The following is a 26210-nucleotide window of genomic DNA, read 5'->3' on the forward strand; positions in this document are numbered from 1 at the left end:
GGGAAATCACTACCCCAACATCTTCTGCAACACCGGCCCAATCTTCTCAAACGCCTGCGGCGAAATGATGTCCACGTGGGCGCAATCCTGGCTGTATACCTCCAGTTCATTTACCCACGGCGACCACGCCACCAGCGGATCCATCGTTCGCGTGCGCTCGGCAACAAACAGCGTTGCTTTCCCGTCAAACCGCGAGCTGTGCGCCGTGGTGAGCAGCCGCACCGCGTCGGCGTAGTTACCTTCAATGGCGTTGAATAGCGCGCTGGAGCCCTGCCCCTGCTGGGCGGCGATAAACGCCTGACGCTCGCGCTCAATTTCGGCCAGCACCGCCGGGTCGAGTCCGTTGGCCTCTTTTTCTGACCAGTTCTGGGTTTCCGGTGGCCAGGTATCCAGCAGACCCAGGAAGGCGACGGTTTCGCCCTGTTCACGCAGACGCGCAGCAATCCCCTGCGCCAGCGTACCGCCAAGCGAGTAGCCGAACAGGTAATACGGCCCGTAGGGCTGCCGGCCACGTAACGTAGTCAGATGATGTTCAATCACCCCATCCAGATCCGCACACTGCTGCATCGGCCCCTCCGGGCGCGGCGACTGAATTCCGGTAATGGACCAGCGCGAGCTAAGGTAGCGCGCCAGCACGCTGAACTGCCAGGCAAAACCGGAAGCCGGATGGAAGCAGAACAGCGTCGGGCCGTCGCTTTCGCGCAGCGGCAGTAAGGTTTCATAACCCAGACGCTGCGCCTGCTCGTCGCTTATCGGCGAATCCAGCAGAGCACTCAGCCTGCTGACCGTAGAGGCGACCATTATCTGCCCCGGCGTCACCTTGCGGGCGAACGTACGGCTGAGCTGTGCGGCCAGGCGCATCGCCAGCAGCGAGTGGCCGCCGAGGGCAAAGAAGTCGGCTTCGATGTCGTTTACCGCGCAGCCCAGCAAAGACGCAAACGCCTGCGAGACGGCAATTTCGGTTGCACTTTCCGGTGCGCGTCCGCTGGTTTTGCTGGTCAGCTCCGGCAGCGGCAGCGCCTTGCGATCCAGTTTGCCGTTTGCGCTTAACGGCAGCGCGCTGATTTGCAGCATCACCACTGGCACCATATGCGGCGGCAACTGCGATCTGAGTGAGGCAAGCAGCGCGTCGCGATCCAGCGGTAAACCGGATTCAGAAACCACATATCCCACCAGCTGACGGGCATCGCCGCCCGTGGCCGCCGCCTGGTTGAACACGCAGGCGTGCGCCACCGCCTGAGCCACGTCGGGCAGCGACAGCATCGCCCGGTCGATTTCGCCAAGCTCGATGCGCTGGCCGCGAATTTTCAGCTGGTCGTCGCTGCGGCCTAAATACTCCACCGCGCCGTTGTCCAGCCAGCGGGCGACGTCACCGGTACGGTACATCCGCTCGCCCGGCGCGAACGGATCGGCAATAAAGCGGCTGGCGGTGAGATCCGGACGCCCCAGATACCCCTGCGCCAGCTGAATGCCGGTGAGATAGAGATCGCCCGCCACGCCAAACGGTACCGGGCGCATCATCGCATCCAGGATCCGCAACCCGGTGTTCCATACCGGGAAACCGATCGGCACGCTGTTACCTGCAACTGCCGCCAGCTCTGGTCCAAATGCCGGATACCAGCTAACGTCCACCGCCGCTTCCGTCGGGCCGTAGAGGTTATGCAGCGGCACGTGGGTGAGGCGCTCCCATTCGCGACAAAGTTCCGTCGGCAGTGCTTCCCCGCTGCAGAATACCTGCCTGAGGCTTTTACAGCATTCGGCGTTTTCCGGCGTCAGCGAGGCGACAAACGCCGCCAGCATCGACGGCACAAAGTGGGTGGTGGTGACGCCATAGTGCGCAAAGAAGTGCTGCATGGCCTGAGGATCACGGTGCGCGTCCGGCTCGGCCATCACCAGCTTCGCCCCGGCGATAAACGGCCACCAGAACTCCCAGACCGACACGTCAAAGCTGCACGGCGTTTTCTGTGCCACCACGTCACACGCCGTCAGCGTGTAGTGATCCTGCATCCATTTCAGACGGTTAACGATGGCGGTATGCCCGACCATTACCCCCTTCGGACGCCCTGTCGAGCCCGACGTAAAGATGATGTACGCCGTCTGCTCCGGCTTCGCCAGCCGCAGCGGTTCAGCATCCGCAGCCGGTAATAGTGTGTTGTAACTAAACGTCCCGACGGACAGATCGCTAAAGCGCGGGCGCTGTTCGTCGGTGGTGATAAGCAGCGACGGCTTCGCGTCCTCCAGCATCATCCGCAGACGATCGTCCGGGTAGCCGGTATCCAGCGGCAACCACGCGGCCCCCGCTTCCACAATGCCATGCAGCGCTAACGTCAGGAATACCGAGCGCGGCAGCGCCACCGCCACGCTGTCGCCCGGTTTCACGCCGCGCTCACGCAACAGATGCGCCAGTGCCACCACCTGCTCGCGCATCTGGCGATAGCTGAGCTCGATGTGCGCATCCGCCAGTGCGGGCGCGTCCGGCGTTTTGCTCGTCTGTTCCGCCACCAGTTCCGCAAGCGTGGTGGACGGTAGCGCCAGCCCGGTGTCGTTGATGCGTGCAAGCTGCTGGTATTCCTGCTCTGAGACCGTTTCAACCTCGCCACAGCGCAGGTCCGGGTTAGCGGCAAATTGGGTCAACATCGCATTCAGGCGCGCCACGTGACGGGCCAGCGTGGTTTCATCGTAGCGCTGTTTATTGGCGAGGATCTCAATGCTCAACCCACCCTGCTCGTCCGGGAACAATGCCAGCTCCAGATCGTTAACCGGGCCGGTGGCCAGCGTATGGGTGGTGGCCTCCACGCCGTCGATGTCCAGCTGATAATCGAATACCTTGACGTTGAGCACCGGGCCGAACAGGGCTTCATCACCCGCGGCACGCCCGCTGTCGCGCACGATCTGCTCGGCGTCGTAGCGCTGGTGGCGACGCATTTTTTTCAGCTGGTTTGCCAGGCGCTGCGCCAGTTCCGGCAGGCTCTCCTGCGGATGAATGTTCACCGCCAGCGGCAGCACGTTGAGCACCGGGCCGGTCGCGGTCAGCGCAGCGGAGCCCATGCGGCGCATAAAGATAAACCCGGCGGCGTAGTCCAGCCGTCCGGTGAGACGGCCCAGCCACAGCGCCACCAGCGCAAGCGCCAGATCGGTGCGCTGTACCTGTCCTGCGGCCTGCGCAAGCTGGCTGAAGGCGCGGCCATCGGCGGCGATTTTCAGGCGCAGGATGTCGGTGGTGGCGGCACGCCCCGGCAGCGGCGCAGAGGAAAGCGAGACCGGAGAAGGAAGCTGTTTGCGCTGCTCAGCCCAGAAGGCACCGTCGCGCTGATACGCCTCGCTGTCGCGGTAGCGCTGATACTCCTCCACCACCCCGGCGAACGGCGTAAACGGGGAGTCAGGCGTGGACTCGCCCCTCTTCCACGCGGCATAAATCGCGGCGATCTGGCGGGTAATCGCCGGGAAGCTGAAGCCATCGACCACTAAATGGTGATAGCGCTGATACCAGTACCAGTGTTGCGGACCGATCTGAATCAGCAGGTGAAACGCCAGGGGCTGACCGCTGTCGACACGAAGGTTCTGGTTAAGATCGGCGTCCATCAGCGCCACGGCGGCGTCATGGGAACCGGCATTCACGATTTCCGGTTCAGGCAGCGTCATTGATGCATCCACCCACTGCCACACCTCACCGTTATCCTCGGTGAAGCGCATGCGAAGAGTGTCGGCCTGCATCATGCCTTCGGCAATGGCTTTTGCCAGCAGCGGTGCGTCAATATCGCCTTTCAGTTCGGTGTAGTGTGCCACGCTCCAGGCGTTCGGCAGGCTGGAAAGCTGCTCCGCCATCCAGATGCCCGGCTGGGCGGCAACAAGCGGCAGACGGTTCATGCATGCTCCCCCGCATAATTAGAGGGGCTGAGCGTCTGCCAGTGTTCGGCCAGCCACTGCTGGCATGCGTCCTGCGATTGCGCTTCGCATACCACGCGCCAGCCTGCGGGCAATTCGCACTGCTGCGGCCACAGGCTGTACTGCCCCTGATCGTTACGCAAAATAGCAAACTGCCCCTGCGGATTATCGAAAGGATTGCTGAATTCCATACAGACTCCGTTAGTGAATAAGCGGCTGCCAGAGGGTCATCAGCCCCTGCGTCAGCCCACCGCGCCAGCAAAGCGCGTCGTGTCCGCCGTCAACCTGACGCCAGTAAACCTGCTGCTGTGTGTGCAGTTCGTCGTAAATGGCCTGATTCGCGCGGTAAATCAGCGGCTCGTTGCGCCCGGCCTCAAGGACGATGCGCAGGCCGCGTGCGGTTTTCTCACCCGCTTTCAGTTGGGCGATAAGCAGCCCTTCCTGCTGCCCGCCGCGATGCGGCCACCAGTAAGAGCCGGACTGGCTCAGCACGCAGCCAAAACGCTGCGGCCAGTTAAGTGCGGCATAAAGCGAGGAGAGACCGCCGAAGCTCTGGCCTGCGACCACCGTACGGTCTGCGCGGTCGCTGAATGGCGTGCGTTGTTTTACAAGAGGGAGAAGTTCTTCCTGCACCGCCAGCCAGAAATCGGGGTTACAGGGCAATTCGTTATTGCGATGCGCCATATCTATCACATCGATTAAAACGTAGACGGCAGGCGGCAGTTTGCGTCCGTCGGTAAGCGCCGTCAGCGCTGGCCAGACGGGCATGCTCTCGGCCCAGAACTGGCCGTCGAGCAGCACCGCCAGCGGGCGTTCCGGATCGTCATCGCCGGTGGTAAATATCCAGACGCGACGACGGTTGCCCAGCCGCTTGCTCTGCCAGTCAATGCAGACCGGCTGCCGGTATGGCGTATTGGGGCGATCCCAGCCGGGCTGCACCGGAGCGTCGGGCATCTCCAGCGCAGAGACATCATGCCCTCGCCCGCCTCGCCAGCTCTGGGCATTAAGCGGGTCGGACATTGCCTGCGGCAGCAGCTTGCGCCAGCCTTCGCGCAGCGCCAGGCGATCCGGCTGCTCACCGTGAAACACATCGGGCGCAAAATCGTCTGTATTCTCTGAGGGGATAAAGCAGTAGCTGCCGCGCCACTGGGGGCTGAACTCGCCCTGCCATTGCCAGACGTCGGTATCCGGGATGCGTTCGAGGGATTGTGGGCGGGCATTTTTATGGTGATCGGTTACGCCGGTGATATACAGCCAGACACGTTTCACCGCCGAGGTGTGTTGCGTTCCCGCCGGATCGCGCCACCAGAAGGTGACCCGATATTTCCCCTGTTCACGCACCCATTCCGGGCCGTTTTTCGACTGCCACCAGGCTTCACTTCCCGTTGTTAACACCGTCACCCTTCTAACCTCATGTTTAACAGTCTTTTTTGTTTCAGGACAAATTTTATTGATAATATTATTGATAACTATTTGCATTTGCAATAGCGTAATGCCCGCGCTGTGGGAAGCGCGTTCATAAGAAACCATAAAAGCGGGACATCCAATGAATAAGAAGATTCACTCTCTGGCCTTGCTGGTCAATTTAGGGATTTATGGCGTCGCGCTGCCTGCCATGGCAGACGACAATACCGCCTCCGCGCAGCATGAAGACACCATGGTGATCACCGCCGCCGAGCAGAATTTGCAGGCGCCGGGGGTTTCCACCATTACCGCCGATGAGATCCGTAAAAATCCGCCCGCGCGTGACGTGTCTGAAATCATCCGCACCATGCCGGGCGTTAACCTGACCGGTAACTCCACCAGCGGCCAGCGCGGTAACAACCGCCAGATTGATATCCGCGGTATGGGCCCGGAAAACACCCTGATCCTGATCGACGGCAAGCCGGTCACCAGCCGCAATTCGATTCGTCTGGGCTGGCGTGGCGAGCGCGACACCCGCGGTGATACCGGCTGGGTGCCGCCTGAGATGATCGAGCGTATTGAAGTGATCCGTGGCCCGGCCGCCGCGCGTTACGGCAACGGTGCGGCAGGTGGCGTGGTGAACATCATCACCAAAAAATTCGACGACCAGTGGCACGGCTCCTGGAACACCTATCTGAACGCGCCTGAACACAAGGATGAAGGTTCCACAAAACGCACCAACTTCAGCCTGAGCGGCCCGCTGGGCGGCGACTTCAGCTTCCGCATGTACGGTAACCTCGACAAAACCCAGGCCGATGCATGGGACATCAACCAGGGCCATCAGTCCGAGCGTACCGGCGCCTATGCCAACACCCTGCCAGCTGGCCGCGAAGGGGTTGAGAACAAAGACATCAACGGGGTAGTCCGCTGGGATTTCGCACCGATGCAGTCTCTGGAGTTTGAAGCGGGCTACAGCCGCCAGAACAACCTCTACGCCGGTGATACCCAGAACACCAACAACGACAATGCGCTGGTGAAGAAGAACTACGGCAAAGAGACCAACCGCATCTATCGCCAGAACTTCGCCGTGACCTGGAACGGCGGCTGGGATAACGGCATCACCACCAGCAACTGGGCGCAGTACGAACACACCCGCAACTCACGTCTGGGTGAAGGGCTTGCCGGAGGAACCGAAGGGCTGTTCAACAGCGATAAATTCACTGACACCGACCTGGCCGACGTCATGCTGCACAGCGAGATCAACCTGCCGATTGATTTCATCGTCAACCAGAACCTGACGCTGGGCACCGAGTGGAACCAGCAGCGAATGAAGGATTCCACCTCCTTCTCGCAAACCCTGCAGGGCGGGACCGTCCCGGGGATGAGTAACGATCGCAGCCCGTATACCTCCGCAGAGATTTTCTCCCTGTTTGCGGAAAACAATATGGAGCTGACCGACAGCACCATGCTGACCCCGGCGCTGCGCTTCGATCACCACACCATCGTGGGTAACAACTGGAGCCCGTCCCTGAACCTGTCGCAGGGTCTGGGGGATGATTTCACCCTGAAGATGGGCATCGCGCGCGCCTATAAAGCGCCGAGTCTGTACCAGACCAACCCGAACTACCTTTTATACAGCAAGGGCCAGGGTTGCTATGCCAGCTCTGACGGCGTGGGCTGCTATATGATGGGTAACGACGATCTGAAAGCCGAAACCAGCATCAACAAAGAGATTGGTCTGGAGTGGAAACGCGACGGCTGGCTGGCGGGCGTGACCTGGTTCCGTAACGACTATCGCAACAAGATTGAAGCGGGTTATACGCCGATTGGCCAAACCTCCACCAGCAAAGTCACCACCGATATCTACCAGTGGGAGAACGTGCCGAAAGCGGTGGTTGAAGGTCTGGAAGGTTCCCTGAACGTGCCGGTCAGCGACACCATCAACTGGACCAACAACATCACCTACATGCTGCAGAGCAAGAACAAGGAGACCGGCGACCGTCTGTCGATCATCCCGGAGTACACGCTGAACTCTACCCTGAGCTGGCAGGTGCATCAGGATGTGTCGCTCCAGTCGACCTTCACCTGGTACGGCAAGCAGCAGCCGAAGAAGTACAATTACAAAGGTCAGCCGGTGACCGGGTCAGAGAAAGACGAGGTCAGCCCGTATAGCATCCTTGGCCTGAGCGCGACGTGGGACGTGACTAAAAACGTCAGCCTGACCGGCGGCGTGGATAACGTCTTCGACAAACGTCAGTGGCGTGCGGGTAATGCCCAGACCACCGGGAATACCTCGACGGGTGCCTATATGTACGGCGCGGGGGCTTATACCTATAATGAGCCAGGCCGCACGTGGTATATGAGCGTGAATACCCGATTCTGATACAGGCAGTGACTTCCCCCCTCTCCCTGTGGGAGAGGGCCGGGGTGAGGGCAACATGCCGCACAATACTGACTGAAGGGAAAACCATGCACACAACCCACAGCACGTTCGTTCTCGCCAGCCTCACCGTTCACCGCATCACCTTCGCCCCCACCACCTTCATCGACGCCGATCTCCTCTGGCTCCCCCATCACGCACAGCTGGCTGACGCCGGACGCAAACGCAAAGCCGAACATCTGGCGGGCCGCATCGCCGCCGCGCATGCCTTACCTGGCCACGCCGTTCCCGGCATCGGCCCCAGCGGCGAACCGCTCTGGCCGCACGGGGTTTCGGGCAGCATCACCCACAGCGGCACGAGGGCCATGGCCGTCGTCACGCACGAGTACCATGCGCTTACTGGCATCGATTGCGAAGCGATCCTCCCCGACATGGAAGCTCGAGAAATCAAAGACGGCATCATCGATAAGCAGGAAGAGAGTGTGCTGTCACGCGCGGGAAGCCCGTTCGCCCTCGCCCTGACGCTGGTTTTTAGCGCTAAAGAAAGCCTGTTTAAAGCCCTCTTCCCGCGAGTGAAAATCTACATGGGATTTGACAGCGCCCGCATCACATCGCTCGACGAAGAGACGCTGACGCTGGCGCTGACCCACCCACTGGAGGGGTTTAACGAAGGCACCCCCTTCACACTGCGCTGGCAACGTGATGGCGATGGGGTGATCACATTGCTGTCACACTCTCCCGCCGCCTGGCCCTCACGCCAGTCACCACAAAGGTCACGATAAACACGACCGCGAACAGCACTACAATGGTTGGCGCGGGCGCGCTGTCAAGAAAGAACGACAGAAAGACGCCGCTCACCGAGACCAGCATCGAGATCGCAACCGCCACCAGCAGAGCCATATGGAAGCGCCGGGTGATCAACACCGCAACCGCACCGGGCGCAATCAGCAGCGAAATCGACAGAATAATCCCCACCGCTTTCAGCGTCGCCACAATGGTCAGCGAGACCATGCACAGTAACCCGTAGTGCAGCCAGCGGGTGCGCAGACCGCTCGCCTGCGCCTGCTGATAATCAAAGCAGAACAGCAAAAAGTCGCGCCATTTCAGGCCAATCACCAGCGAAATCACCCCGGCGACGATACCGCTTTGCAGGATATCCATGTTGTTTATGCCCAGCATATCGCCGAACAGAATATGGTCGAGATGCACCTCAGGTTTAACGGCGATATAGAGGATCAGTCCGGCACCGAACATGCCGGAAAAGACGATCCCCATGACCGTATCCTGCTTGATGCGGCTGTTATCCTTCAGGTATCCGGTGGCGACCGCGCAAAACAGCCCGGCAACAAATGCCCCCAGCGCCAGCGGCAGACCCATCATCCACGCCAGCACAACACCGGGAAACACCGCGTGGCTCATGGCGTCGCCCATTAATGCCCAACCTTTGAGAACCAGAAATACCGACAGCAATGCACAGGGCACGGCCACCAGAAGTGAAATCAGCAGCGCGTTGTGCATAAACGCAAACTGGAAGGGTTCCAGCAGCAGCGCCATCATGGGAGTAACTCCTGTGCGTGACGTGCCCGGCGCCGGCTGGCAAGCAGGCCATGCTTCGGTGCAAAGACGAATGCCAGCAGGAACAACAGCGTCTGGGCGACCACAATAATGCCGCCGGTTGCGCCGTCCAGATAATAACTGGCCCACGCGCCAAGGAAACTGGTGATGCTGCCAATAGCGACGGCAATCATCAGCAGACGCGGGAAGCGATCGGTCAATAACCACGCGGTCGCGCCGGGTGTGACCACCAGACAGATGACCAGAAATGCCCCGACGGTTTGCAGCGCCGCTACGGTGGAGACCGCCAGCAGGGTAAAGAAGAGGATTTTCAGGCGTTCAGGACGCAGGCCGATGGCGCGGGCGTGGTTCTCATCAAAAAAGGTCACCATCAGATCTTTCCATTTGAACAGCAGGATAATCGTCGACACCACGCCGATAATCGCCAGCTGGACAATATCTTCCGGAGCAATCGCGAGGATATTACCGAGGACGATAGTCTGAATATTTACCGAGGTTGGGTTGAGCGACACCATAAACAGACCCAGACCGAAAAAGGAGGAAAATATCAGCCCGATAATAGCGTCCTCTTTCAGGCGGCTGCGCTGGTTCAGAAAAAGCATGCTCCCCGCCGCCAGCCCGCCCGATAAAAACGCCCCCAGCGAGAACGGCAGCCCGAGCATGTAAGCGCCCGCCACGCCCGGTACGATGGAATGCGACAGCGCATCACCAATCAGCGACCAGCCTTTGAGCATCAGGTAACAGGAGAGAAAGGCGCACAGCCCACCCACCATCGCCGAGACCCACATCGCGTTGAGCATGTACTCATAGCCGAAGGGTTCAAGAAGCGCGTTCATTTTGCCTCCTGACGGTGGGTAACGAAGGGTCGCTCATCGTCAGTAATGATGCGTTCTTCAGAGCCGCTGAGCACCACGTGGCGCAGCACGCCGCTGAAGGCGCGTTCAAGATTTTCGGCGGTGAAGGTGGTTTCCGTTGGGCCGCTCGCCAGCACGGTACCTTTGACCATCAGCGTGTAATCGCAAAACTCCGTGACCGAACCTAAGTTATGGGTCGAGACCAGCATCGTTTTGCCCTCGTCACGCAGTTCCCGCAGCAGGCTGATAATTCGGGCTTCGGTTTTGACATCCACGCCGGTAAAAGGCTCGTCGAGCAGGATCACCTCCCCCTGTTGGGCAATCGCCCGCGCCAGAAAAATGCGTTTTTTCTGCCCACCGGACAGCTCGCCAATCTGGCGATGACGAAGCTCAAGCATATCCACGCGCTTCAGCGCATCGTTCACGATACGGCGATCGTTCTCCTTAGGCCGACGCATAAACCCCATATGACCGTAGCGCCCCATCATCACCACGTCTTCAACCAGCACCGGAAACGACCAGTCGACCTCTTCCGACTGAGGCACATAGGCGACGAGATTCTGATGCAATGCACGATGAGGCGGCATGCCCAGAATGGCGATGTTGCCCTTCGCCGCCCGTACAAAGCCCATTATTGCCTTGAACAGCGTGGACTTGCCGGAACCGTTCACCCCCACCAGAGCGGCAATCGATCCCCCCGGCACGTTAAATGAGGCGTCACGCAGCGCCGTGTGACCGTTGCGGTAGGTCACGGTGAGGTCTGTGACGGCAATCCCCTTTTGCATAGTTACTCCTTCGTGCCGTCACGGATGCCCTGCACCAGCGTGCGGGTGGTGACGTTCAGCAGATCGATATAGGTCGGTACCGGGCCATTTTCCGCGCTCAGGGAGTCGACGTACAGTACGCCGCCGTAGTGGGTATCGGTTTCACGGGCCACCTGACGCGCGGGCTTGTCGGAAACGGTGCTTTCGCTGAATACCGCCGGGATATGATGTTTTTTCACCAGGTCGATAACCTTGCGCACCTGCTGGGGCGTGCCCTGCTGATCGGCGTTGATTGGCCAGAGATAAAGCTCTTTCAGGCCCAGATCGCGCGCCAGATAGGAGAAGGCCCCTTCGCTGGTCACCATCCAGCGTTTGTCTTCCGGGATCTCCGCCACCTGCTTGCGCAGCGGTTCAAGGGTGGCGGTAATCCTCTGCTTGTAGGCCTCAGCATTTCGTTGATAGGTCTGCGCATTCGCCGGATCGTACTTCACCAGCGCATCCCGAATGTTGTCGACGTAAATCAGCGCGTTGTCGGGCGACATCCACGCGTGCGGGTTGGGCTTGCCGTTATAGGGCCCTTCGCTGATGCCCATCGGGGTGATGCCTTTAGTGACAATCACCTCCGGCACGCCGTTCAGGTGCTGATAAAAACGCTGGAACCACAGCTCCAGGTTCATGCCATTCGCCAGGATCAGCTGCGCCTTCTGCGCGCGTTTGATATCGCCCGGCGTGGGCTGATACTCATGGATTTCAGCGCCCGGTTTGGTAATCGATGTCACTTCTGCGGCGTCTCCCGCCACGTTTTTCGCCATATCAGCGATAACGGTAAAGGTGGTGATAACCCGGAACTTTTCGGCCGCCAGCGCGCCGGTGGTGGTCGCCGTCATGAGCAGCGCGCCGAGTAACAGACGCTTCAATCCTTGCCGTAGGTGCATCGCAGAAGTCTCCTGAGGTGGTTAAATTCAAAGCAAAATTAGCCTGTGCTATAAGGTATAGCACAGGCTAATTTTAAATGAAAATGGTTATCATTAAAGTTGTGTCAACCTGGACTGTCAGGTGGAATTTTTAGGAAATGTGCTTTCTTTTTTCTCTCACGGTCAGGAGTATTATTTACGGCCAATACCCATACTAAAAAAATGGAATTGACATGCCGGTTAATGAAAGAATTCACCCCACTTCAGGAACCCCGATTAATCCGGGCGGGATCCGACAGCTCACAATTGGTGAAATCGCCCTGGCGAAGACGCTTTACGGTTACAGCATTCGCTATCATCTGGTTTGGGTGCACAGGGAAAGCTATCTTCCTTTTAATCTCCAGCCTGTCGATATAGCGATGAGCCCTAATGGTGAAATGTGGTTTAGAGAAGAAACTTATTCACCTGATTTCTCTTTAGAGGACGACTTAGTTAAGAAACATAGGTTTATGCATGAGATGATGCACGTCTGGCAAACACAAAAGGGGATGTTTGTCAGAACCAGAGGGTTATTTTCCGGTATTGCTGACTATACTTATAGCTTAGATAAAGTAGATTTATTGCATTATGGGTTAGAGCAGCAAGCATCAATTGTAAGCGATTACTGGTTATTGCAATACTTTGGTCTGGACAAAAATCAGAGTTTATTACAATACCGAGATCTGCATCTTAAAGAAACGATCTATTACCTCCTGAATAAATACAAAACAGTTTTAAAAGGATTTCCCGGATGACAAAACTGCTGTTTATTATTGCTATGTGTATTTCAATTACCGGTTGCCCCGGCGGTAAACGAGCCCCAAAAACACGACTAACTTTTATTAATGGCAATCATGTTTGTTTCAGCATAAATAAAAATGACATTTTGAAATACTATACAATCTATTCAAGCAAAGCCCATCAGATAAGCATAGTCATGGGTTCCGGATACGGTGATTTAAACGCTTCATATCCTGATACCTGTATGAATATTAAATGGGAGAATGAACATACTTACGTTATTCACTACGGCTTAAATGGCAATGAATATGTACATCAGTTCGATATCGATAAAAATGGCAAGCTAATAAATTTAGGAGAACGATAATGTCACTACCCGCTTACTTATTTCTCTACGATGAAAATGGAATGCTCATTCAGGGCAATTGTATGATGCCAGACCGGGAAGGTGCTATTGAAATCATGAACAGCAGTTACAGTATAAAGCAGGCAGTGGACAGTCATACCGGAAATATGACCGGAACTCGACAGCATGGCCCTGTTACTCTGCATAAGCAATTGGATAAAGTGAGCCCTTATCTTGCCGTTGCCGCCTGCGAGGGCAGACGCCTGCAAAAAGCCATTATCAAATATTATGAAATTGTTGAAGCGGGAGCAGAAAGAGAGATCTACACCATTACGCTTGATAGCGTGGTGATCTCATCTTTGGATTTCACGCACGTCTATTATCCGGGAAGTTCAGCGCCGAATATGCATGAAGTGGTTGGACTTCGATTTCGGGGCATTCAATGGAATTATGTGAAAGGCAATATTCTTTATGGCGATGCATGGATGAAACCTGCACAGAAAGAGAAGAGTAACGCATAATTTCCCTGCCCCCCTAACTAATAAATATTCATGCAAGCTGCTGCTTATAAACGGCGATCCTGGCTTTCCCTGGATCGCCTCGTTAATTTTTACCGCTACTATTTTCTACTTTCGTTCACGGGCAAATCCCCCGTATCAATTAACGCTCCCGGAAACGTCTCCAGCCATTTCATTACCTTCAGCTTATTGGTATACGTCGCACTAACACCCTCCAGACAGCCCCAAAGCTCACGGGAATTTTGCGGCGTAATCACAATACAATCCGGCATCACGCGGATCTTCACGGCTATTCCTGCTTTAAACCCTGCGCGGGTTAACCACGCGCCGGTTAACGGCAGATAGTTGCGCTCCATTCGAGTATAAAGTTCCACACAGGCGGAACCCGCCTCTCCTCTTTCATGAAGATACGCAGAGTGAACCGGCTCGTCATGCAACGCCCGGATGCGTTTTTTGCGTAGCTTCTCGCGATTTTCTTGCTGAATCTCTAAATCTGCATTTTCTGTTTGGGCAATAGCCCGCTCTGGCATAGAATTCTTCGCAGCCATAATCAACTCCCTTTTAGTTGTTTGTGGTTAGCGGTATGGAGGTGGTCGCACACCTTTGTACCGCGATTCCTTTTCTTACCTTTTTATATCCTGTTTATAGCTCACATTGCTGTATTAATTGCCGAAATTATACCACCATGGATAAATGCACAGGTAAGCTTCAGTAGTAAATATATGAAAAATGCGACAAGGCTCGAAAAAAATGCAAGACAAACATTCCTCTTTTATTAATCACCGAGCTTTATATAAATCAATAATTTCATGAATAGCGTTTTGACAATTGGCATGTTATTTTAAAGACCAAGTTTTAGAATAACTTATTAAGTGTCTTATCCAAACGATATAAGGTTATAAAAAAGTTAAAATCTTTCACCTTACGCCTTAAGTTTATGTAATTTAACAAACAATAAATAGCATAATAAATATATTGGATACATATAAGACTACACCCAGCGATAAACATCCATTTCAGTGGACTGGCTGTTATGTTAATCCATGACATAATCCCACCCCAACCCGAAAGACCACCCACAATTAACATTACAAATGGTAACCAAAGTATGTTATTTTTAAGATTAACCTCTGCATTTTGATACTCATAAAAGCCTTTCACTAGAAACAAGGACTTACAAAACTTCCCTCGTTCTTTTTTGCTTGCAAGAAAGTATTCCAATATATATATGTTCAACTGGAAATTATCACATAATTTATAATAAGATAATTTAAGCTCTTGCTTGTATTTGCTTAATAAATTTTCTTCATTAGCACTTTCGATTAGAAAATCTATTGCTTCAGCCTTCTTATCATCTGATAAAGAGAAGAAGGTTTCATTGGTAATAAACCTTTTCAAGTATGGTAGTAATGGAATAAATAATTTATAAATGCTTGTTAACGAGGTAATTTCCATTTACTGCTTCCTTAAACTATTTTTTTATCGCAAACTTCAAACTGGCTATTTTTGATATCATCAAAATGTACCATTTACAAGTAAATGGCGGGAGTTTTGATAAAAAATCGGCGCTATACCGAAGATATAGCGCCGTTCATTAACCGACTCTCAATTTACACATCCGGGAACATCACGCTATTCCCCGGCGCTTCCCGGTGCAGATGGATAAAGTTCAGGTGCCGTTCATACTGGTCCAGAATATCCGTAATCACCTGCTCCTTGCTGTAGTCCATCAAATCATTCCCCTGGCTGCCTTCCAGCAGGAAGGTCTCCAGCCGGTAGTAGGTCGATTTGCCGCTGCGCGCGCGGTAGGTAAACCCGGGCACCGAATACTGCTGCGGCCAGATCTGATAGACAAAGTTCTGCTCGTCGCCCATATGCACCAGCAGATCCAGATGCCCCAGGGTCTCGCCCTCTTCCGGCGGCAGGTTTTTCAGCTCCACGTAGGCACCGCGTAATCGCAACTCCTGCGCCACCTCTTCCATTGCCGGGAAGCAGACCGTCTCCATCATCTGGCTGGTGTAGCGCGTGCCCGGGTAGTTCATCAGGCGCGAGAGACGCTTCTTCCAGCTCAGTCTGTCCTGGGCGCCCATCGGACGCGGCGCGGTATCGCGGCTGGCGCTGACGCGGCGGTAGTCTTCCACCTTGAGCGATTTATACAGCCCGGCCATCACAAAGAAGATCACAAAGCTGAACGGCAGCCCCATGATCACCGTGGTGTTCTGCAGGGCGGAAATCCCGTTGGTCATCAGCATGCCGAGCGTCAGCAGGCCGATGGCGACGGACCAGAAGATACGCAGCCAGTTTGGTGCATCGCTGTTGATGTCCTTCAGCTTCGAGGTGAAGTTCCCCAGCACCAGCGCACCGGAATCCGCTGAGGTGACGTAAAACAGCAGACCGGTAATGGTGGCCACGGAGGCGCTAAAGGTGAACGCCGGATATTGCGCCAGCAGGCTGTAAAATCCGCGCTCCGGGTGCGCCATCGCCTCCTGCGCAAACGCCGCGTCGCCGTGGATGATCTCATGCAGCGCACTGTTGCCAAAGACCGACAGCCACAGCAGGGTAAAGGTGAACGGAATGATCAGCGTGCCCATCACAAACTGGCGGATGGTGCGACCACGTGAAATACGCGCCAGGAACAGGCCGACAAACGGCGACCACGCCACCCACCACGCCCAGAAGAACAGCGTCCAGTTGTTCATCCACTCCACCGGGCGGTCAAAGGCGAAGCTGTTCAGCGTCATGCCCATAAAGCGGTTCACGTAATCGCCCACGTTCAGCACTAAGGCATTGAGCAGGAAAGAGGTGTCGCCCACAAACAGCACAAACAGAATCAGCCCCAGCGCCAGCGCGACGTTCAGCTCGGAAAGCACGCGGATCCCCTTATCCACGCCGGCAGTGACCGAGATGGTGGCGATAATCACCGACAGCGCGATCAGCGCGGCTTTCGCCGCTAGCGAATCCGGGATATCAAACAGCACGCTCAGCCCGTAGTTGAGCTGCACCACGCCGATCCCGAGCGTAGTGGCGATACCGAAGATGGTGCCGATCACCGCCGCAATATCGACGCTGTGCCCTATCGGGCCGTTAATCTTTTTACCGAAAATGGGGTACAGCGCAGAGCGAATGGTGAGGGGTAAATTATAACGATAGCTAAAGTATCCGAGCGCCATGCCCATCAGGGCGTACATCGACCAGCCGGTCAGTCCGTAGTGGAACAGCGTCCAGACCATCGCCTGGCGCGCGGCCTCCATCGTCTGCCCTGCCCCTTCCGGCGGCTGCATATATTGCGTGACCGGTTCGGCCACGGAGAAGAACATCAGGTCGATGCCGATACCGGCGGCAAACAGCATCGCCGCCCAGCTTAACAGACTAAACTCGGGTTTTGACTGCTCGGGCCCGAGCTTCACCGAACCAAAGCGCGAACAGGCAATGCAGACAACAAAGACAATATAGAGCGTCGCCGCCAGCAAATAGTACCAGCCGAAGGTCTTCGACACCCAGTTCAGGGTGCGCCCAATCCACTCGGCAGAGAAGTCGCTAAAGAAGATCGTCATCAGGGAAAACAACAAAATCAGTCCTGCGGATGTATAAAAAACAACCGGATTGATTTTGTCCTTTTCTCTGTCTTGCGAAAGATCTGTCATCCAGTATCCCCACTGTTTTTGTAACTATTAAAATCCAAATCCGCAACAATTAAGACACATTTTATATTGAACGTCCAATCAAAAACCGCTTTAATGGTTAACCAACGCTGATGAATGGAGTGGCAAAAATGCCCAAAGTGGGGATGCAGCCGATCCGGCGCAGGCAACTGATCAACGCCACGCTGGAAGCAATAAATGAAGTGGGAATGCATGACGCAACCATCGCGCAGATCGCCCGTCGGGCGGGAGTCTCAACCGGGATCATCAGTCACTACTTCAAAGATAAAAATGGCCTGCTGGAAGCGACCATGCGCGACATCACCGGCCAGCTGCGCGACGCGGTTCTGAGCCGCCTGCATGCCCTGCCGGATGGCAGCGCAGAGCAACGATTGCAGGCGATTGTCGGCGGCAACTTTGATGAAACCCAGATCAGCAGCGCGGCAATGAAAGCCTGGCTGGCCTTCTGGGCGAGCAGCATGCATCAGCCGATGCTCTACCGGTTGCAACAGGTAAGCAGCCGCCGTTTGCTTTCAAATCTGGTGTACGAATTCCGCCGCGAACTGCCGCGTGAACAGGCGCAGGAGGCGGGTTACGGGCTTGCAGCGCTGATCGACGGGTTGTGGCTGCGCGCCGCGCTAAGCGGCAAACCGCTGGATAAAAACGTAGCCCAGTCGCTCACCAGCCACTTTATCAGCCAGCATTTACCGACCGAATAACCGAGGAGAATTTATGTCCCGAATGGCAGAACAGCAGCTTTATATCAATGGTGGTTATACATCCGCCACCAGCGGTCGCACTTTCGAGACCATTAACCCGGCTAACGGCGACGTTCTGGCGACCGTACAGGCCGCCGGGCGCGAAGATGTCGATCGCGCCGTCCAGAGTGCCCGGCAAGGCCAAAAAATCTGGGCGGCAATGACCGCCATGGAGCGCTCGCGCATTCTGCGTCGCGCCGTCGATATCCTGCGCGAGCGGAACGACGAACTGGCGAAGCTGGAAACCCTCGACACCGGTAAAGCGTATTCGGAAACCTCAACCGTGGATATCGTCACCGGTGCGGACGTGCTGGAGTACTACGCGGGGCTGATCCCGGCGCTGGAAGGCAGCCAGATCCCACTGCGCGATACCTCTTTCGTCTACACCCGTCGCGAGCCGCTGGGCGTGGTGGCGGGTATTGGCGCGTGGAACTACCCGATCCAGATCGCCCTGTGGAAATCCGCCCCGGCGCTGGCGGCGGGCAACGCGATGATCTTCAAGCCGAGCGAAGTCACCCCACTCACCGCCCTGAAGCTTGCGGAAATCTACACCGAAGCGGGCCTGCCGGACGGCGTGTTTAACGTTCTGCCGGGCGTGGGCGCGGAGACCGGCCAGTACCTGACCGAACACCCGGGCATCGCGAAAGTCTCCTTCACCGGTGGCGTCGCCAGCGGCAAAAAGGTGATGGCGAACTCGGCGGCCTCGTCCCTGAAAGAGGTGACGATGGAGCTGGGCGGCAAATCCCCGCTGATTGTGTTTGACGATGCGGATCTCGATCTCGCTGCCGACATCGCGATGATGGCCAACTTCTTCAGCTCCGGCCAGGTCTGCACCAACGGCACCCGCGTGTTCGTACCCGCGAAGTTCAAGGCCGCGTTTGAGCAGAAAATCGTTGAACGCGTGGGCCGCATCCGCGCAGGCGATCTGTTCGATGAAAACACCAACTTTGGCCCGCTGGTCAGCTTCCCGCACCGCGACAACGTGCTGCGCTATATCGCCAAAGGCAAAGAGGAAGGCGCACGCGTGCTGTGCGGCGGCGACGTGCTGAAGGGCGAAGGCTTTGACAACGGCGCGTGGGTCGCTCCGACCGTGTTCACCGACTGCACAGACGAGATGACCATCGTGCGCGAAGAGATCTTCGGGCCGGTGATGTCCATCCTCACCTATGAATCTGAAGAAGAAGCTCTCCGCCGCGCCAACGATACCGACTACGGGCTGGCGGCAGGCATCGTGACGGCCGATCTGAACCGGGCCCATCGCGCGATTCATCAGCTTGAGGCGGGTATTTGCTGGATCAACACCTGGGGTGAATCCCCGGCAGAGATGCCGGTTGGCGGCTACAAACACTCCGGTATCGGCCGCGAAAACGGCGTGATGACGCTCCAGAGTTACACCCAGGTGAAGTCCATCCAGGTTGAGATGGGTAAATTCCAGTCCATATTTTAACCGGGAGGTTTTTTTGCAATTTGACTACATCATTATTGGTGCCGGCTCTGCCGGCAACGTTCTGGCAACACGACTGACTGAAGATCCGAATACCACCGTTCTGCTGCTTGAAGCGGGCGGCCCGGATTACCGCTTTGACTTCCGCACCCAGATGCCTGCCGCACTGGCATTCCCACTGCAGGGCAAGCGCTACAACTGGGCGTACGAAACCGAGCCAGAGCCCTATATGAATAACCGCCGCATGGAGTGCGGACGCGGTAAAGGGCTGGGCGGGTCGTCGCTCATCAACGGCATGTGCTACGTGCGCGGCAACGCGATGGATCTGGACAACTGGGCGAAAGAGCCGGGTCTGGAGCACTGGAGCTACCTCAACTGCCTGCCCTACTACCGTAAGGCTGAAACCCGCGACGTGGGTCCGAACGACTACCACGGCGGCGACGGCCCGGTGAGCGTCACCACCTCCAAACCGGGCGTGAACCCGCTGTTTGAGGCAATGGTGGAAGCGGGCGTACAGGCGGGCTACCCGCGCACGGACGATCTTAACGGCTATCAGCAGGAAGGCTTCGGCCCGATGGACCGCACGGTCACACCGCAGGGCCGACGCGCCAGCACCGCGCGCGGCTATCTGGACCAGGCGAAGCAGCGCCCGAACCTGACCATCCGCACCCACGCCATGACCGATCGCATTCTCTTTGACGGTAAGCGCGCCGTGGGCGTCGAGTGGCTGGAAGGCGAAAGCACCATCCCGTCCAAAGCATCGGCAAACAAAGAGGTGCTGCTGTGCGCAGGCGCAATTGCCTCTCCGCAGATCCTGCAACGCTCCGGCGTGGGCAACGCGGAACTGCTGAAGCAGTTTGATATTCCGCTGGTGCATGACCTGCCCGGCGTGGGCGAAAACCTGCAGGATCACCTGGAGATGTATCTCCAGTACGAATGCAAAGAGCCGGTCTCCCTCTACCCTGCCCTGCAGTGGTGGAACCAGCCGAAGATTGGCGCCGAGTGGCTGTTTGGCGGCACCGGCGTGGGGGCGAGCAACCACTTCGAGGCGGGTGGGTTTATCCGCAGCCGCGAGGAGTTCGAGTGGCCGAACATTCAGTATCACTTCCTGCCGGTGGCGATTAACTACAACGGCTCCAACGCGGTGAAAGAGCACGGCTTCCAGTGTCACGTTGGGTCGATGCGCTCACCAAGCCGCGGGCATGTGCGTATTAAATCGCGCGATCCGCACCAGCATCCGGCGATCCTGTTCAACTATATGTCCCACGAGCAGGACTGGCAGGAGTTCCGCGATGCGATCCGCATCACCCGCGAGATCATGCATCAGCCCGCGCTGGACAAATACCGTGGCCGCGAAATCAGCCCGGGGGTTGAATGCCAGACCGACGAACAGCTGGACGAGTTCGTGCGCAACCACGCCGAAACCGCCTTCCACCCGTGTGGAAGCTGCAAAATGGGCTATGACGAGATGGCGGTAGTCGATGGCGAAGGCCGCGTTCACGGGCTGGAAGGGTTACGCGTGGTGGATGCGTCGATCATGCCGCAGATCATCACCGGCAACCTGAACGCTACCACCATTATGATCGGTGAGAAAATTGCTGATGCCATTCGCGGGCGTGAGCCGCTGGCGAAGAGTACAGCGGCGTATTACGTGGCGAACGGAGCGCCGGTAAGACGCTGAGTTGCCTGATGCCGGGTAAGGCGTAGCCGCCACCCGGCAACAAATTACTTCAGCAGCTTAACCGTGGCATCGATATCGATTTCATCTTCGGTAAAGATCAGCGTGGTGTTCTGGAAGGTGGTGATCGCCAGCTTCTTCACCGTGCGCATTTCGCCCGGCTTTTTGTCGGATTTCGGTTTGATGTTGTTCATCAGCAGCCCGACCGACAGCACCGCGTTCTCTTTGTCGATGCCCGTATCCGCAGGCTCTTCTTCGCTAAACACCACGAAGGATTTGATGGAGGTGAGCTTCACGCGCTCGCCCGCAATATAGAGGTATTTACTTTCCGGGATCACCTTCACCGCATAGGCGGAAAGGCCTTTGTTATTGGTGGTTGGCTCAAAAGTCACCGCCGCATCTTTCTTGATCAGATCAGGGTTGGCGACCTTAATCACATGAAAATAGCGGTTGTCACCGTTTTCATCTTTGATAAATCCAAAGCCTTTATCTTTAAACCACGTTGTGATTGTACCGTTCATCGCTGTTACCGCCTGTCAAATCGTCATGACTAAAGTTTTGCAGCGCGCAGTGTAATGCACAATGGCGGAGGAGACAAAAAAAAGCCCCTGCACGGGGGCAGGGGAAAACTCATGTCAGAGCTTATTAGTATTACGTTTTTAGTTGAACACCATCCCACCATCGATTAACAGAGACTGGCCGGTCATGTAGTCGGAATCTGGCCCGGCGAGATACGAAACGCAGGCGGCGACATCTTCCGGTTCGGACAGGCGGCCAAGCGTAATGCGTTTGGCAAAGGTTTCGGTGCCATAGCCAAGCGGTTTACCTGCCGCCTCTGACACCTGGCGGTCAATCTCCGCCCACATTGGCGTTTTCACGATGCCCGGACAGTAGGCGTTAACGGTGATCCCCAGCGGCGCGAGATCCCGTGCTGCGGTCTGGGTTAAGCCACGAACCGCGAATTTACTGGAGCTGTATACCGCCAGTTCGGGGTTACCGGTATGGCCCGCCTGGGAGCAGGCATTGATGATCTTGCCGCCGTGTCCCTCTTTGCGAAACGCGTCAATCGCGGCCTGCATGCCCCAGATCACCCCTTTGACGTTGATGTTGTAAACCTTGTCGACAATCTCCGGCGTGATGGATTCGATGGGCGTAGACGGCGCAATCCCGGCATTATTCACAATCACGTTGAAACCGCCCAGCGCGGTGCGGGCTTTCTCAACTGCCGCAAACACCTGGTCGCGGTCAGAGACATCCACCTTCACGGCGATGGCATTACCGCCGTTACGGATGATTTCATCGGCAACGGCTCGCGCCGTCTCATCGTTATAGTCGGCGATAGCGACAGCAAAGCCATCTTTCACCAGGCGCAGCGCAATCGCTTTACCAATCCCCTGGCCTGAGCCGGTTACGAGAGCAACTTTTTGCATTTCTCTGTCCTTATAGTGAGTCACAAAATCTGGCTGAGATGGAGCTGGCCCATCAGCAGCGGGTTATCGCTGTAGTCGACGGGAATAGCCACCACGGCCGGGCCATTCACATCCATCGCCGCACGCAGCGTCGGTTCAAGGGCATCGGCGCTCTCCACGGCAAAACCCCTGGCGCCAAAGGCATCGGCATAGGCTTTGAAATCGACCGGGCCGAACTCCACGCCGGAAAGACGCTGGTATTTTTTCTCTTCCTGAATGGCGACCATGTTGTAGCCGTTATCCACCCAAATGATGTGCAGCACGTTGGCGTTAAGACGCACGGCGGTTTCCAGCTCCATGCTTGACTGCAGGAAGCCGCCGTCGCCGGACACCGAGACCACTTTGCGCCCCGGGTTGACCAGCCACGCGCCAATAGCCCACGGCAGCGCAACGCCCATGGTCTGCTGACCGTTGGAGATCATCACCTGACGCGCCCGGAAGCTGTAGAGGTAGCGGGCGATCCAGATGTGGAAGCTGCCCATGTCGACGGTCAGGGTCACGTCGTTATTCACGATGTCCTGCATGGCCCGCACGATACGCAGCGGATGCAGGGCAAACTGGTTGAGCGAGGCACCGCGGCGATCGAGCAGATCGCGCTGATGCTGGCGATCGACCAGGATCTCTGACGCACGCTGGCTCAGCTCCAGCTTGTGATCGATCCGGTTAGCGAGCAGGTTCAGCGTTTCAGCGATATCCCCCACCAGCTCCAGATCCGGTACATAATTGCGTTCTTCATAGGCCGGCAGCACGTCAATGTGCACCAGCGTGGCGTCGCCGCTGTTCCACATGGAAGGCTCATACTCCACCGGGCTGTAGCCAATGCAGATAATCAGATCCGCCAGATGCAGCAGCCTGTCGCCCGCCTGGTTATTGAACAGACCGACGCGTCCGGCAAAGCGGGTGAAGTGCTCCTGGTTCACCGCCCCGGCGGCCTGATAAGTGCTGGTGACCGGAATGCGGCTTTTCTCCAGCAGCTTACGCAGCGCCGCGCTGTTGGCAGGCTGGCTCGCCATCAGCCCCAGCAGGATCACCGGGTTTTTGGCTTTGTCGATGAGCTTCGCCACATCGTTAATGGCCGATTCGGGAGCAGGGCCCATCAGCGCCGGGCCGCTGGCCGGTAAAATCGCGCCCGTGGCGGGCTGGTCAACAATATCCTGCGGCAGGCTAACGAATGCGCCCCCCGGCCTGCCGTGCTCGGCGGCACGAAACGCGTTCGATACCACTTCAGCAATCGCATCCGGAGAGCTGACTTCTACAGCGTATTTGGTGACCGGGCTGAACATGGCAACCGTGTCCATGCTCTGGTGCACCAGTTTGGCTTTATCCGCCCGCTTCACCGCTCCGCCCAGCGCCACCACCGGGTCGCCTTCGCTGTTGGCGGTGGCAATGCCGGTGATCAGGTTGGAACAGCCCGGCCCGGAGGTAACCAGCGCCACCCCGGCCTTGCCGGTCAGACGCCCTACCGCCGCCGCCATGAACGCCGCATTCGCCTCGTGGCGTACCGGGATGATTTCGATGGACGAATCCAGCAGGGAGTCAAAGACTTTGTCGATTTTCGCCCCCGGGATCCCGAACACCTGCTTCACGCCCTGCGCTTCCAGCTGGCCGACAACCATATCGGCGCCGTGCGCCCACTGACGTGACTGTTTCTCACTGTTCACGGTAGTTCTCCTGTTAGTTTTCGACGGAACGGATCGCTGCATCAAGGTTGCTGGGGTGAAGGTTGGCCTGTAAAAACGCGCTGTCGGCGGGCAGGTCAATCATTAGCTTGTGTATTTCGCCAAAGGTGAGCACGCCGCTCTCCAGCTGGTAATCCAGCAGATGTCCCCCGCCCTGACGGTCGTCGGTAATGAAATGTTCGTGATAGCCGGCCACGTTGATGCCCTGCATATGCTGCGGCGTGCGGAACCCAACCAGCACCCCTTCGCGCTGGTTAAAGCGGAACACCGGCTGGTCGTCCAGCACGTCGGTCATCGCGCGGTATGGCGGCGTCTGACGCGGTACGGTACGGGTGTGGGCGTGGCGGAAGTTGCCGTCGATGCGCAGCGCGCAGAACAGGTTATCCGAGGGAATTTGCTGGTCGATCACGTCGTGGATCTGCTGACGGCTGACCGGCGCATCAAAGGTTTTGCGGTACTGCGGCTGGAACCAGGTCATCACCGCGAACGGCGTTTTCTGCTCTGGCTTCGCGGCGCGTGCACTGCCGTCGGCGCGCAGCTGGTACACCTGGCTGCTGAAGGCAATCATTTCGCCGTCCAGCTCGTTGAAGGTGCCCAGACCAAAATCACCGTGTGCCAGCAGATCGGCGATGGTGGTGTCCCCCTCGTAGACGCCGCTTAGCAGGGCGCTCATTAGCGATGTCTGATAGATCACGCTGTCAGGATGTTTAGCGGAGAACCCGCGCAGGGTCTCGCATAAGCTCGCCTCACAGTCGCAGGCAGATGAGTGCATCATCATGCTCGTCCTCTTCAACTTTATTTATAAAGGTTAAATAAATGTTGACCCGATTCAGCAGAGAGTTCCAATATAGAATCCATGCTGGTTTGAGACGTTTTTGATATGGAACTTCGTTATCTGCGGTATTTTGTCGCGGTTGCACGCGAGCGACACTTCACCAGGGCGGCCAAAGCGCTGGGTATTTCGCAGCCTCCTCTGAGTCAGCAGATCAAACGGCTCGAAGAGGAAGTGGGCACGCCGCTGTTCAGGCGTCTGACGAGAGGTGTGGAGCTAACCGAAGCGGGAGAAGCCTTCTACGAGGACGCCTGTAAGATCCTGGCGCTGAGCGACGCCGCGCTGGAGAAAGCCCGCGGCATCGCGCGCGGTCTGAAAGGCAACCTGTCGATTGGCATCACCAGTTCAGATGCTTTTCATCCCAAAATTTTCGCGCTCATTCGTCAGTTTCAGGTACAGAACATGGCGGTGCAGGTACACCAGGTGGAGGCCAATATGTCTTCGCTGACGGCGATGCTGGCGGAGGGGGAACTGGATATCGCCTTCGTGCGGCTGCCGTGCGAGAGCAGCAAGGCATTCGAGTTAAAAATCCTCGACCGGGAGCCGATGGTGGTGGCGCTGCATCGCGACCATCCGCTCGCAACAAGCGGCGCTCTGGCGCTGGAGCAGCTCCGGGATACGCCAGTGGTGTTGTTCCCGCAGGAGGTCGCGCCCGGCCTGTTCGACCGGGTTTACAGCTGTTGCGAACGGGCCGGAATAGACGTACAGCACGCGCTGCAGTCGTCTCAGCTCTCGTCCTCCCTGAGCATGGTCTCTGCAGGCGGCGGATTCGCGCTGGTGCCGAAGTCAATGGCGGCCATCTCTCCGCCGAATGTCACCTACCACGCGCTGAGTTCACCCGAGCTTTATACCGATATCGCGCTCTGCTGGCGGCGCTTTGAACGCTCGCGGACGGTGAAGCGGTTCTTGACGATGATAAGCGAGGAGTAGCGGCCGGTTTGGTTGGTGGTTTTTGTAGGCCGGATACGGCGTAACCGCCATCCGGCAATGCCCTTCTGGAAGCCGCCTCGCAAACCTGCAAGCAACCTGATGTAATTCAGGGGCATCCCTTTTCATCCCTTCTTCACGGTCGTAAAGTGCCTGCGTTGCGGCACATCCGTAACCGGGCGTAGGAACCCGTTAGCATAAAGCGATATTTTTTGTCGCGACAGCGCATATCCCGTTAGAATCACGGTGGCGCTGGCGGAGCAGTCGAAAGGCTGGCCGTTTTTCTTTATGCACGGTATTCCTACCTCCGTCAGCGCTACCCCCTCTGAGCGTAGGAACTCATCGGGCGGTTAACATTTTTT

The 26210-nt window shown here is 56.9% G+C and carries 24 protein-coding genes; 10 read left to right on the plus strand and 14 right to left on the minus strand.

Going from position 1 to position 26210, the window contains the following annotated elements:
* Positions 1 to 9 precede the first annotated feature (9 nt).
* Genes entF through fes form a run of 3 tightly spaced genes read right to left on the minus strand, consistent with a single transcriptional unit; the run spans position 10 to position 5415 of the window.
* Entirely contained in the window at positions 10 to 3867 is a 3858-nt protein-coding gene (entF, locus tag PUZ33_RS16690) for an enterobactin non-ribosomal peptide synthetase EntF (RefSeq protein WP_058681116.1), read from the minus strand.
* Entirely contained in the window at positions 3864 to 4076 is a 213-nt protein-coding gene (locus PUZ33_RS16695; RefSeq protein ID WP_013097641.1) for an MbtH family protein, read from the minus strand. Before PUZ33_RS16695 ends, entF begins: the two co-directional genes overlap by 4 nt.
* Positions 4077 to 4086: 10 nt before the next feature.
* The gene (fes, locus tag PUZ33_RS16700; protein ID WP_333053817.1) at positions 4087 to 5415 is read right to left on the minus strand and encodes an enterochelin esterase; all 1329 of its coding nucleotides are present in this window, start codon (positions 5413 to 5415) and stop codon (positions 4087 to 4089) included.
* 16 nt (positions 5416 to 5431) lie between these two features.
* Here fes and PUZ33_RS16705 point away from each other — a divergent pair, with 16 nt between their 5' ends.
* Positions 5432 to 7672: a TonB-dependent siderophore receptor gene (locus PUZ33_RS16705; RefSeq protein ID WP_058681118.1), complete on the plus strand. Its 2241-nt coding sequence runs from the start codon at positions 5432 to 5434 to the stop codon at positions 7670 to 7672.
* An 86-nt stretch (positions 7673 to 7758) separates the two neighbouring features.
* Positions 7759 to 8451: an enterobactin synthase subunit EntD gene (gene entD / locus PUZ33_RS16710; protein WP_058681119.1), complete on the plus strand. Its 693-nt coding sequence runs from the start codon at positions 7759 to 7761 to the stop codon at positions 8449 to 8451.
* Here the strand turns inward: entD and sitD are convergent.
* The 4 genes from sitD to PUZ33_RS16730 are packed head-to-tail and all read right to left on the minus strand — an operon-like array spanning position 8387 to position 11797.
* Entirely contained in the window at positions 8387 to 9226 is an 840-nt protein-coding gene (sitD, locus tag PUZ33_RS16715) for an iron/manganese ABC transporter permease subunit SitD (protein WP_058681120.1), read from the minus strand. The genes entD and sitD overlap by 65 nt on opposite strands.
* Positions 9223 to 10080 (minus strand): iron/manganese ABC transporter permease subunit SitC, encoded by an 858-nt coding sequence (gene sitC / locus PUZ33_RS16720; protein ID WP_047024267.1) that lies wholly within the window; start codon positions 10078 to 10080, stop codon positions 9223 to 9225. The genes sitD and sitC overlap by 4 nt, the downstream gene beginning before the upstream one ends.
* The gene (locus PUZ33_RS16725; RefSeq protein ID WP_058681121.1) at positions 10077 to 10883 is read right to left on the minus strand and encodes a manganese/iron ABC transporter ATP-binding protein; all 807 of its coding nucleotides are present in this window, start codon (positions 10881 to 10883) and stop codon (positions 10077 to 10079) included. The genes sitC and PUZ33_RS16725 overlap by 4 nt, the downstream gene beginning before the upstream one ends.
* A gap of 2 nt (positions 10884 to 10885) precedes the next feature.
* Positions 10886 to 11797: a metal ABC transporter substrate-binding protein gene (locus tag PUZ33_RS16730; RefSeq protein WP_047024268.1), complete on the minus strand. Its 912-nt coding sequence runs from the start codon at positions 11795 to 11797 to the stop codon at positions 10886 to 10888.
* Between the two features lie 212 nt (positions 11798 to 12009).
* On the opposite strand from PUZ33_RS16730, the gene PUZ33_RS16735 reads away from it, so the two are divergent.
* From PUZ33_RS16735 to PUZ33_RS16745, 3 genes are read left to right on the plus strand one after another with little or no spacing between them, the layout of a single operon-like run.
* Positions 12010 to 12570 (plus strand): hypothetical protein, encoded by a 561-nt coding sequence (locus PUZ33_RS16735; protein WP_045902356.1) that lies wholly within the window; start codon positions 12010 to 12012, stop codon positions 12568 to 12570.
* Complete coding sequence (locus PUZ33_RS16740; RefSeq protein ID WP_058681122.1) at positions 12567 to 12923, plus strand: putative T6SS immunity periplasmic lipoprotein; 357 nt, start codon at positions 12567 to 12569, stop codon at positions 12921 to 12923. The genes PUZ33_RS16735 and PUZ33_RS16740 overlap by 4 nt, the downstream gene beginning before the upstream one ends.
* Positions 12923 to 13423 carry an Hcp family type VI secretion system effector gene (locus tag PUZ33_RS16745; RefSeq protein WP_058681123.1) on the plus strand — a complete coding sequence of 167 codons (501 nt, stop codon included), beginning with the start codon at positions 12923 to 12925 and terminating at the stop codon, positions 13421 to 13423. Before PUZ33_RS16740 ends, PUZ33_RS16745 begins: the two co-directional genes overlap by 1 nt.
* A gap of 98 nt (positions 13424 to 13521) precedes the next feature.
* Here the strand turns inward: PUZ33_RS16745 and PUZ33_RS16750 are convergent, their stop codons facing one another.
* From PUZ33_RS16750 to betT, 3 genes are all read right to left on the minus strand, one after another.
* Positions 13522 to 13968 (minus strand): SymE family type I addiction module toxin, encoded by a 447-nt coding sequence (locus PUZ33_RS16750; protein ID WP_072203653.1) that lies wholly within the window; start codon positions 13966 to 13968, stop codon positions 13522 to 13524.
* 307 nt (positions 13969 to 14275) lie between these two features.
* On the minus strand, positions 14276 to 14875 hold the full coding sequence (locus PUZ33_RS16755) for a hypothetical protein (RefSeq protein ID WP_274205348.1): 600 nt from the start codon (positions 14873 to 14875) through the stop codon (positions 14276 to 14278).
* A 155-nt stretch (positions 14876 to 15030) separates the two neighbouring features.
* A complete protein-coding gene (gene betT / locus PUZ33_RS16760; RefSeq protein WP_038981034.1) occupies positions 15031 to 17064 on the minus strand; it encodes a choline BCCT transporter BetT in 2034 nt (677 codons plus the stop codon).
* Positions 17065 to 17192: 128 nt separating this feature from the next.
* Between betT and betI the strand changes: the two genes are divergently transcribed.
* Genes betI through betA form a run of 3 tightly spaced genes read left to right on the plus strand, consistent with a single transcriptional unit; the run spans position 17193 to position 20944 of the window.
* Entirely contained in the window at positions 17193 to 17780 is a 588-nt protein-coding gene (gene betI, locus PUZ33_RS16765) for a transcriptional regulator BetI (RefSeq protein ID WP_013097647.1), read from the plus strand.
* Between the two features lie 13 nt (positions 17781 to 17793).
* On the plus strand, positions 17794 to 19266 hold the full coding sequence (betB, locus tag PUZ33_RS16770) for a betaine-aldehyde dehydrogenase (protein ID WP_045293331.1): 1473 nt from the start codon (positions 17794 to 17796) through the stop codon (positions 19264 to 19266).
* Between the two features lie 13 nt (positions 19267 to 19279).
* The gene (betA, locus tag PUZ33_RS16775; RefSeq protein WP_058681124.1) at positions 19280 to 20944 is read left to right on the plus strand and encodes a choline dehydrogenase; all 1665 of its coding nucleotides are present in this window, start codon (positions 19280 to 19282) and stop codon (positions 20942 to 20944) included.
* A 44-nt stretch (positions 20945 to 20988) separates the two neighbouring features.
* On the opposite strand, the gene PUZ33_RS16780 is transcribed toward betA, so the two are convergent.
* The 4 genes from PUZ33_RS16780 to budA all read right to left on the minus strand — a co-directional run bounded on the left by PUZ33_RS16780 (position 20989) and on the right by budA (position 24864).
* Positions 20989 to 21462, minus strand: coding sequence for a cold-shock protein (locus tag PUZ33_RS16780; RefSeq protein WP_058681125.1), 474 nt, complete (start codon positions 21460 to 21462; stop codon positions 20989 to 20991).
* A gap of 138 nt (positions 21463 to 21600) precedes the next feature.
* Positions 21601 to 22371, minus strand: coding sequence for a (S)-acetoin forming diacetyl reductase (locus PUZ33_RS16785; protein ID WP_013097651.1), 771 nt, complete (start codon positions 22369 to 22371; stop codon positions 21601 to 21603).
* Between the two features lie 20 nt (positions 22372 to 22391).
* Positions 22392 to 24071: an acetolactate synthase AlsS gene (alsS, locus tag PUZ33_RS16790; protein WP_013097652.1), complete on the minus strand. Its 1680-nt coding sequence runs from the start codon at positions 24069 to 24071 to the stop codon at positions 22392 to 22394.
* A 13-nt stretch (positions 24072 to 24084) separates the two neighbouring features.
* Positions 24085 to 24864, minus strand: a complete 780-nt coding sequence (budA, locus tag PUZ33_RS16795; RefSeq protein ID WP_014831009.1) for an acetolactate decarboxylase — start codon at positions 24862 to 24864, stop codon at positions 24085 to 24087.
* A gap of 105 nt (positions 24865 to 24969) precedes the next feature.
* On the opposite strand from budA, the gene PUZ33_RS16800 reads away from it, so the two are divergent.
* Together PUZ33_RS16800 and PUZ33_RS25170 are read left to right on the plus strand one after the other, a co-directional pair.
* A complete protein-coding gene (locus PUZ33_RS16800; protein WP_058681127.1) occupies positions 24970 to 25851 on the plus strand; it encodes a LysR family transcriptional regulator in 882 nt (293 codons plus the stop codon).
* A 243-nt stretch (positions 25852 to 26094) separates the two neighbouring features.
* Positions 26095 to 26202 (plus strand): ash family protein, encoded by a 108-nt coding sequence (locus tag PUZ33_RS25170; RefSeq protein ID WP_159424634.1) that lies wholly within the window; start codon positions 26095 to 26097, stop codon positions 26200 to 26202.
* The last annotated feature ends 8 nt before the right edge of the window (positions 26203 to 26210 follow it).

Origin of the sequence: Enterobacter cloacae complex sp. 2022EL-00981 (assembly GCF_028737495.1) — a bacterium.
Taxonomy (GTDB): Bacteria; Pseudomonadota; Gammaproteobacteria; order Enterobacterales; family Enterobacteriaceae; genus Enterobacter; species Enterobacter cloacae.

What these genes read in the sequence shown, in the direction of transcription:
- PUZ33_RS16735 (WP_045902356.1), top strand. Translation starts at nt 12,010, where the DNA reads ATGCCGGTTAATGAAAGAATTCACCCCACTTCAGGAACCCCGATTAAT.
- sitC (WP_047024267.1), bottom strand. Translation starts at nt 10,080, where the DNA reads ATGAACGCGCTTCTTGAACCCTTCGGCTATGAGTACATGCTCAACGCG.
- PUZ33_RS16785 (WP_013097651.1), bottom strand. Translation starts at nt 22,371, where the DNA reads ATGCAAAAAGTTGCTCTCGTAACCGGCTCAGGCCAGGGGATTGGTAAA.
- PUZ33_RS16730 (WP_047024268.1), bottom strand. Translation starts at nt 11,797, where the DNA reads ATGCACCTACGGCAAGGATTGAAGCGTCTGTTACTCGGCGCGCTGCTC.
- PUZ33_RS16780 (WP_058681125.1), bottom strand. Translation starts at nt 21,462, where the DNA reads ATGAACGGTACAATCACAACGTGGTTTAAAGATAAAGGCTTTGGATTT.
- sitD (WP_058681120.1), bottom strand. Translation starts at nt 9,226, where the DNA reads ATGATGGCGCTGCTGCTGGAACCCTTCCAGTTTGCGTTTATGCACAAC.
- budA (WP_014831009.1), bottom strand. Translation starts at nt 24,864, where the DNA reads ATGATGCACTCATCTGCCTGCGACTGTGAGGCGAGCTTATGCGAGACC.
- entF (WP_058681116.1), bottom strand. Translation starts at nt 3,867, where the DNA reads ATGAACCGTCTGCCGCTTGTTGCCGCCCAGCCGGGCATCTGGATGGCG.
- PUZ33_RS16800 (WP_058681127.1), top strand. Translation starts at nt 24,970, where the DNA reads ATGGAACTTCGTTATCTGCGGTATTTTGTCGCGGTTGCACGCGAGCGA.
- PUZ33_RS16705 (WP_058681118.1), top strand. Translation starts at nt 5,432, where the DNA reads ATGAATAAGAAGATTCACTCTCTGGCCTTGCTGGTCAATTTAGGGATT.
- fes (WP_333053817.1), bottom strand. Translation starts at nt 5,415, where the DNA reads ATGGTTTCTTATGAACGCGCTTCCCACAGCGCGGGCATTACGCTATTG.
- entD (WP_058681119.1), top strand. Translation starts at nt 7,759, where the DNA reads ATGCACACAACCCACAGCACGTTCGTTCTCGCCAGCCTCACCGTTCAC.
- PUZ33_RS16755 (WP_274205348.1), bottom strand. Translation starts at nt 14,875, where the DNA reads ATGGAAATTACCTCGTTAACAAGCATTTATAAATTATTTATTCCATTA.
- PUZ33_RS16745 (WP_058681123.1), top strand. Translation starts at nt 12,923, where the DNA reads ATGTCACTACCCGCTTACTTATTTCTCTACGATGAAAATGGAATGCTC.
- betT (WP_038981034.1), bottom strand. Translation starts at nt 17,064, where the DNA reads ATGACAGATCTTTCGCAAGACAGAGAAAAGGACAAAATCAATCCGGTT.
- PUZ33_RS16740 (WP_058681122.1), top strand. Translation starts at nt 12,567, where the DNA reads ATGACAAAACTGCTGTTTATTATTGCTATGTGTATTTCAATTACCGGT.
- PUZ33_RS16750 (WP_072203653.1), bottom strand. Translation starts at nt 13,968, where the DNA reads ATGGCTGCGAAGAATTCTATGCCAGAGCGGGCTATTGCCCAAACAGAA.
- PUZ33_RS16695 (WP_013097641.1), bottom strand. Translation starts at nt 4,076, where the DNA reads ATGGAATTCAGCAATCCTTTCGATAATCCGCAGGGGCAGTTTGCTATT.
- betB (WP_045293331.1), top strand. Translation starts at nt 17,794, where the DNA reads ATGTCCCGAATGGCAGAACAGCAGCTTTATATCAATGGTGGTTATACA.
- betI (WP_013097647.1), top strand. Translation starts at nt 17,193, where the DNA reads ATGCCCAAAGTGGGGATGCAGCCGATCCGGCGCAGGCAACTGATCAAC.
- PUZ33_RS16725 (WP_058681121.1), bottom strand. Translation starts at nt 10,883, where the DNA reads ATGCAAAAGGGGATTGCCGTCACAGACCTCACCGTGACCTACCGCAAC.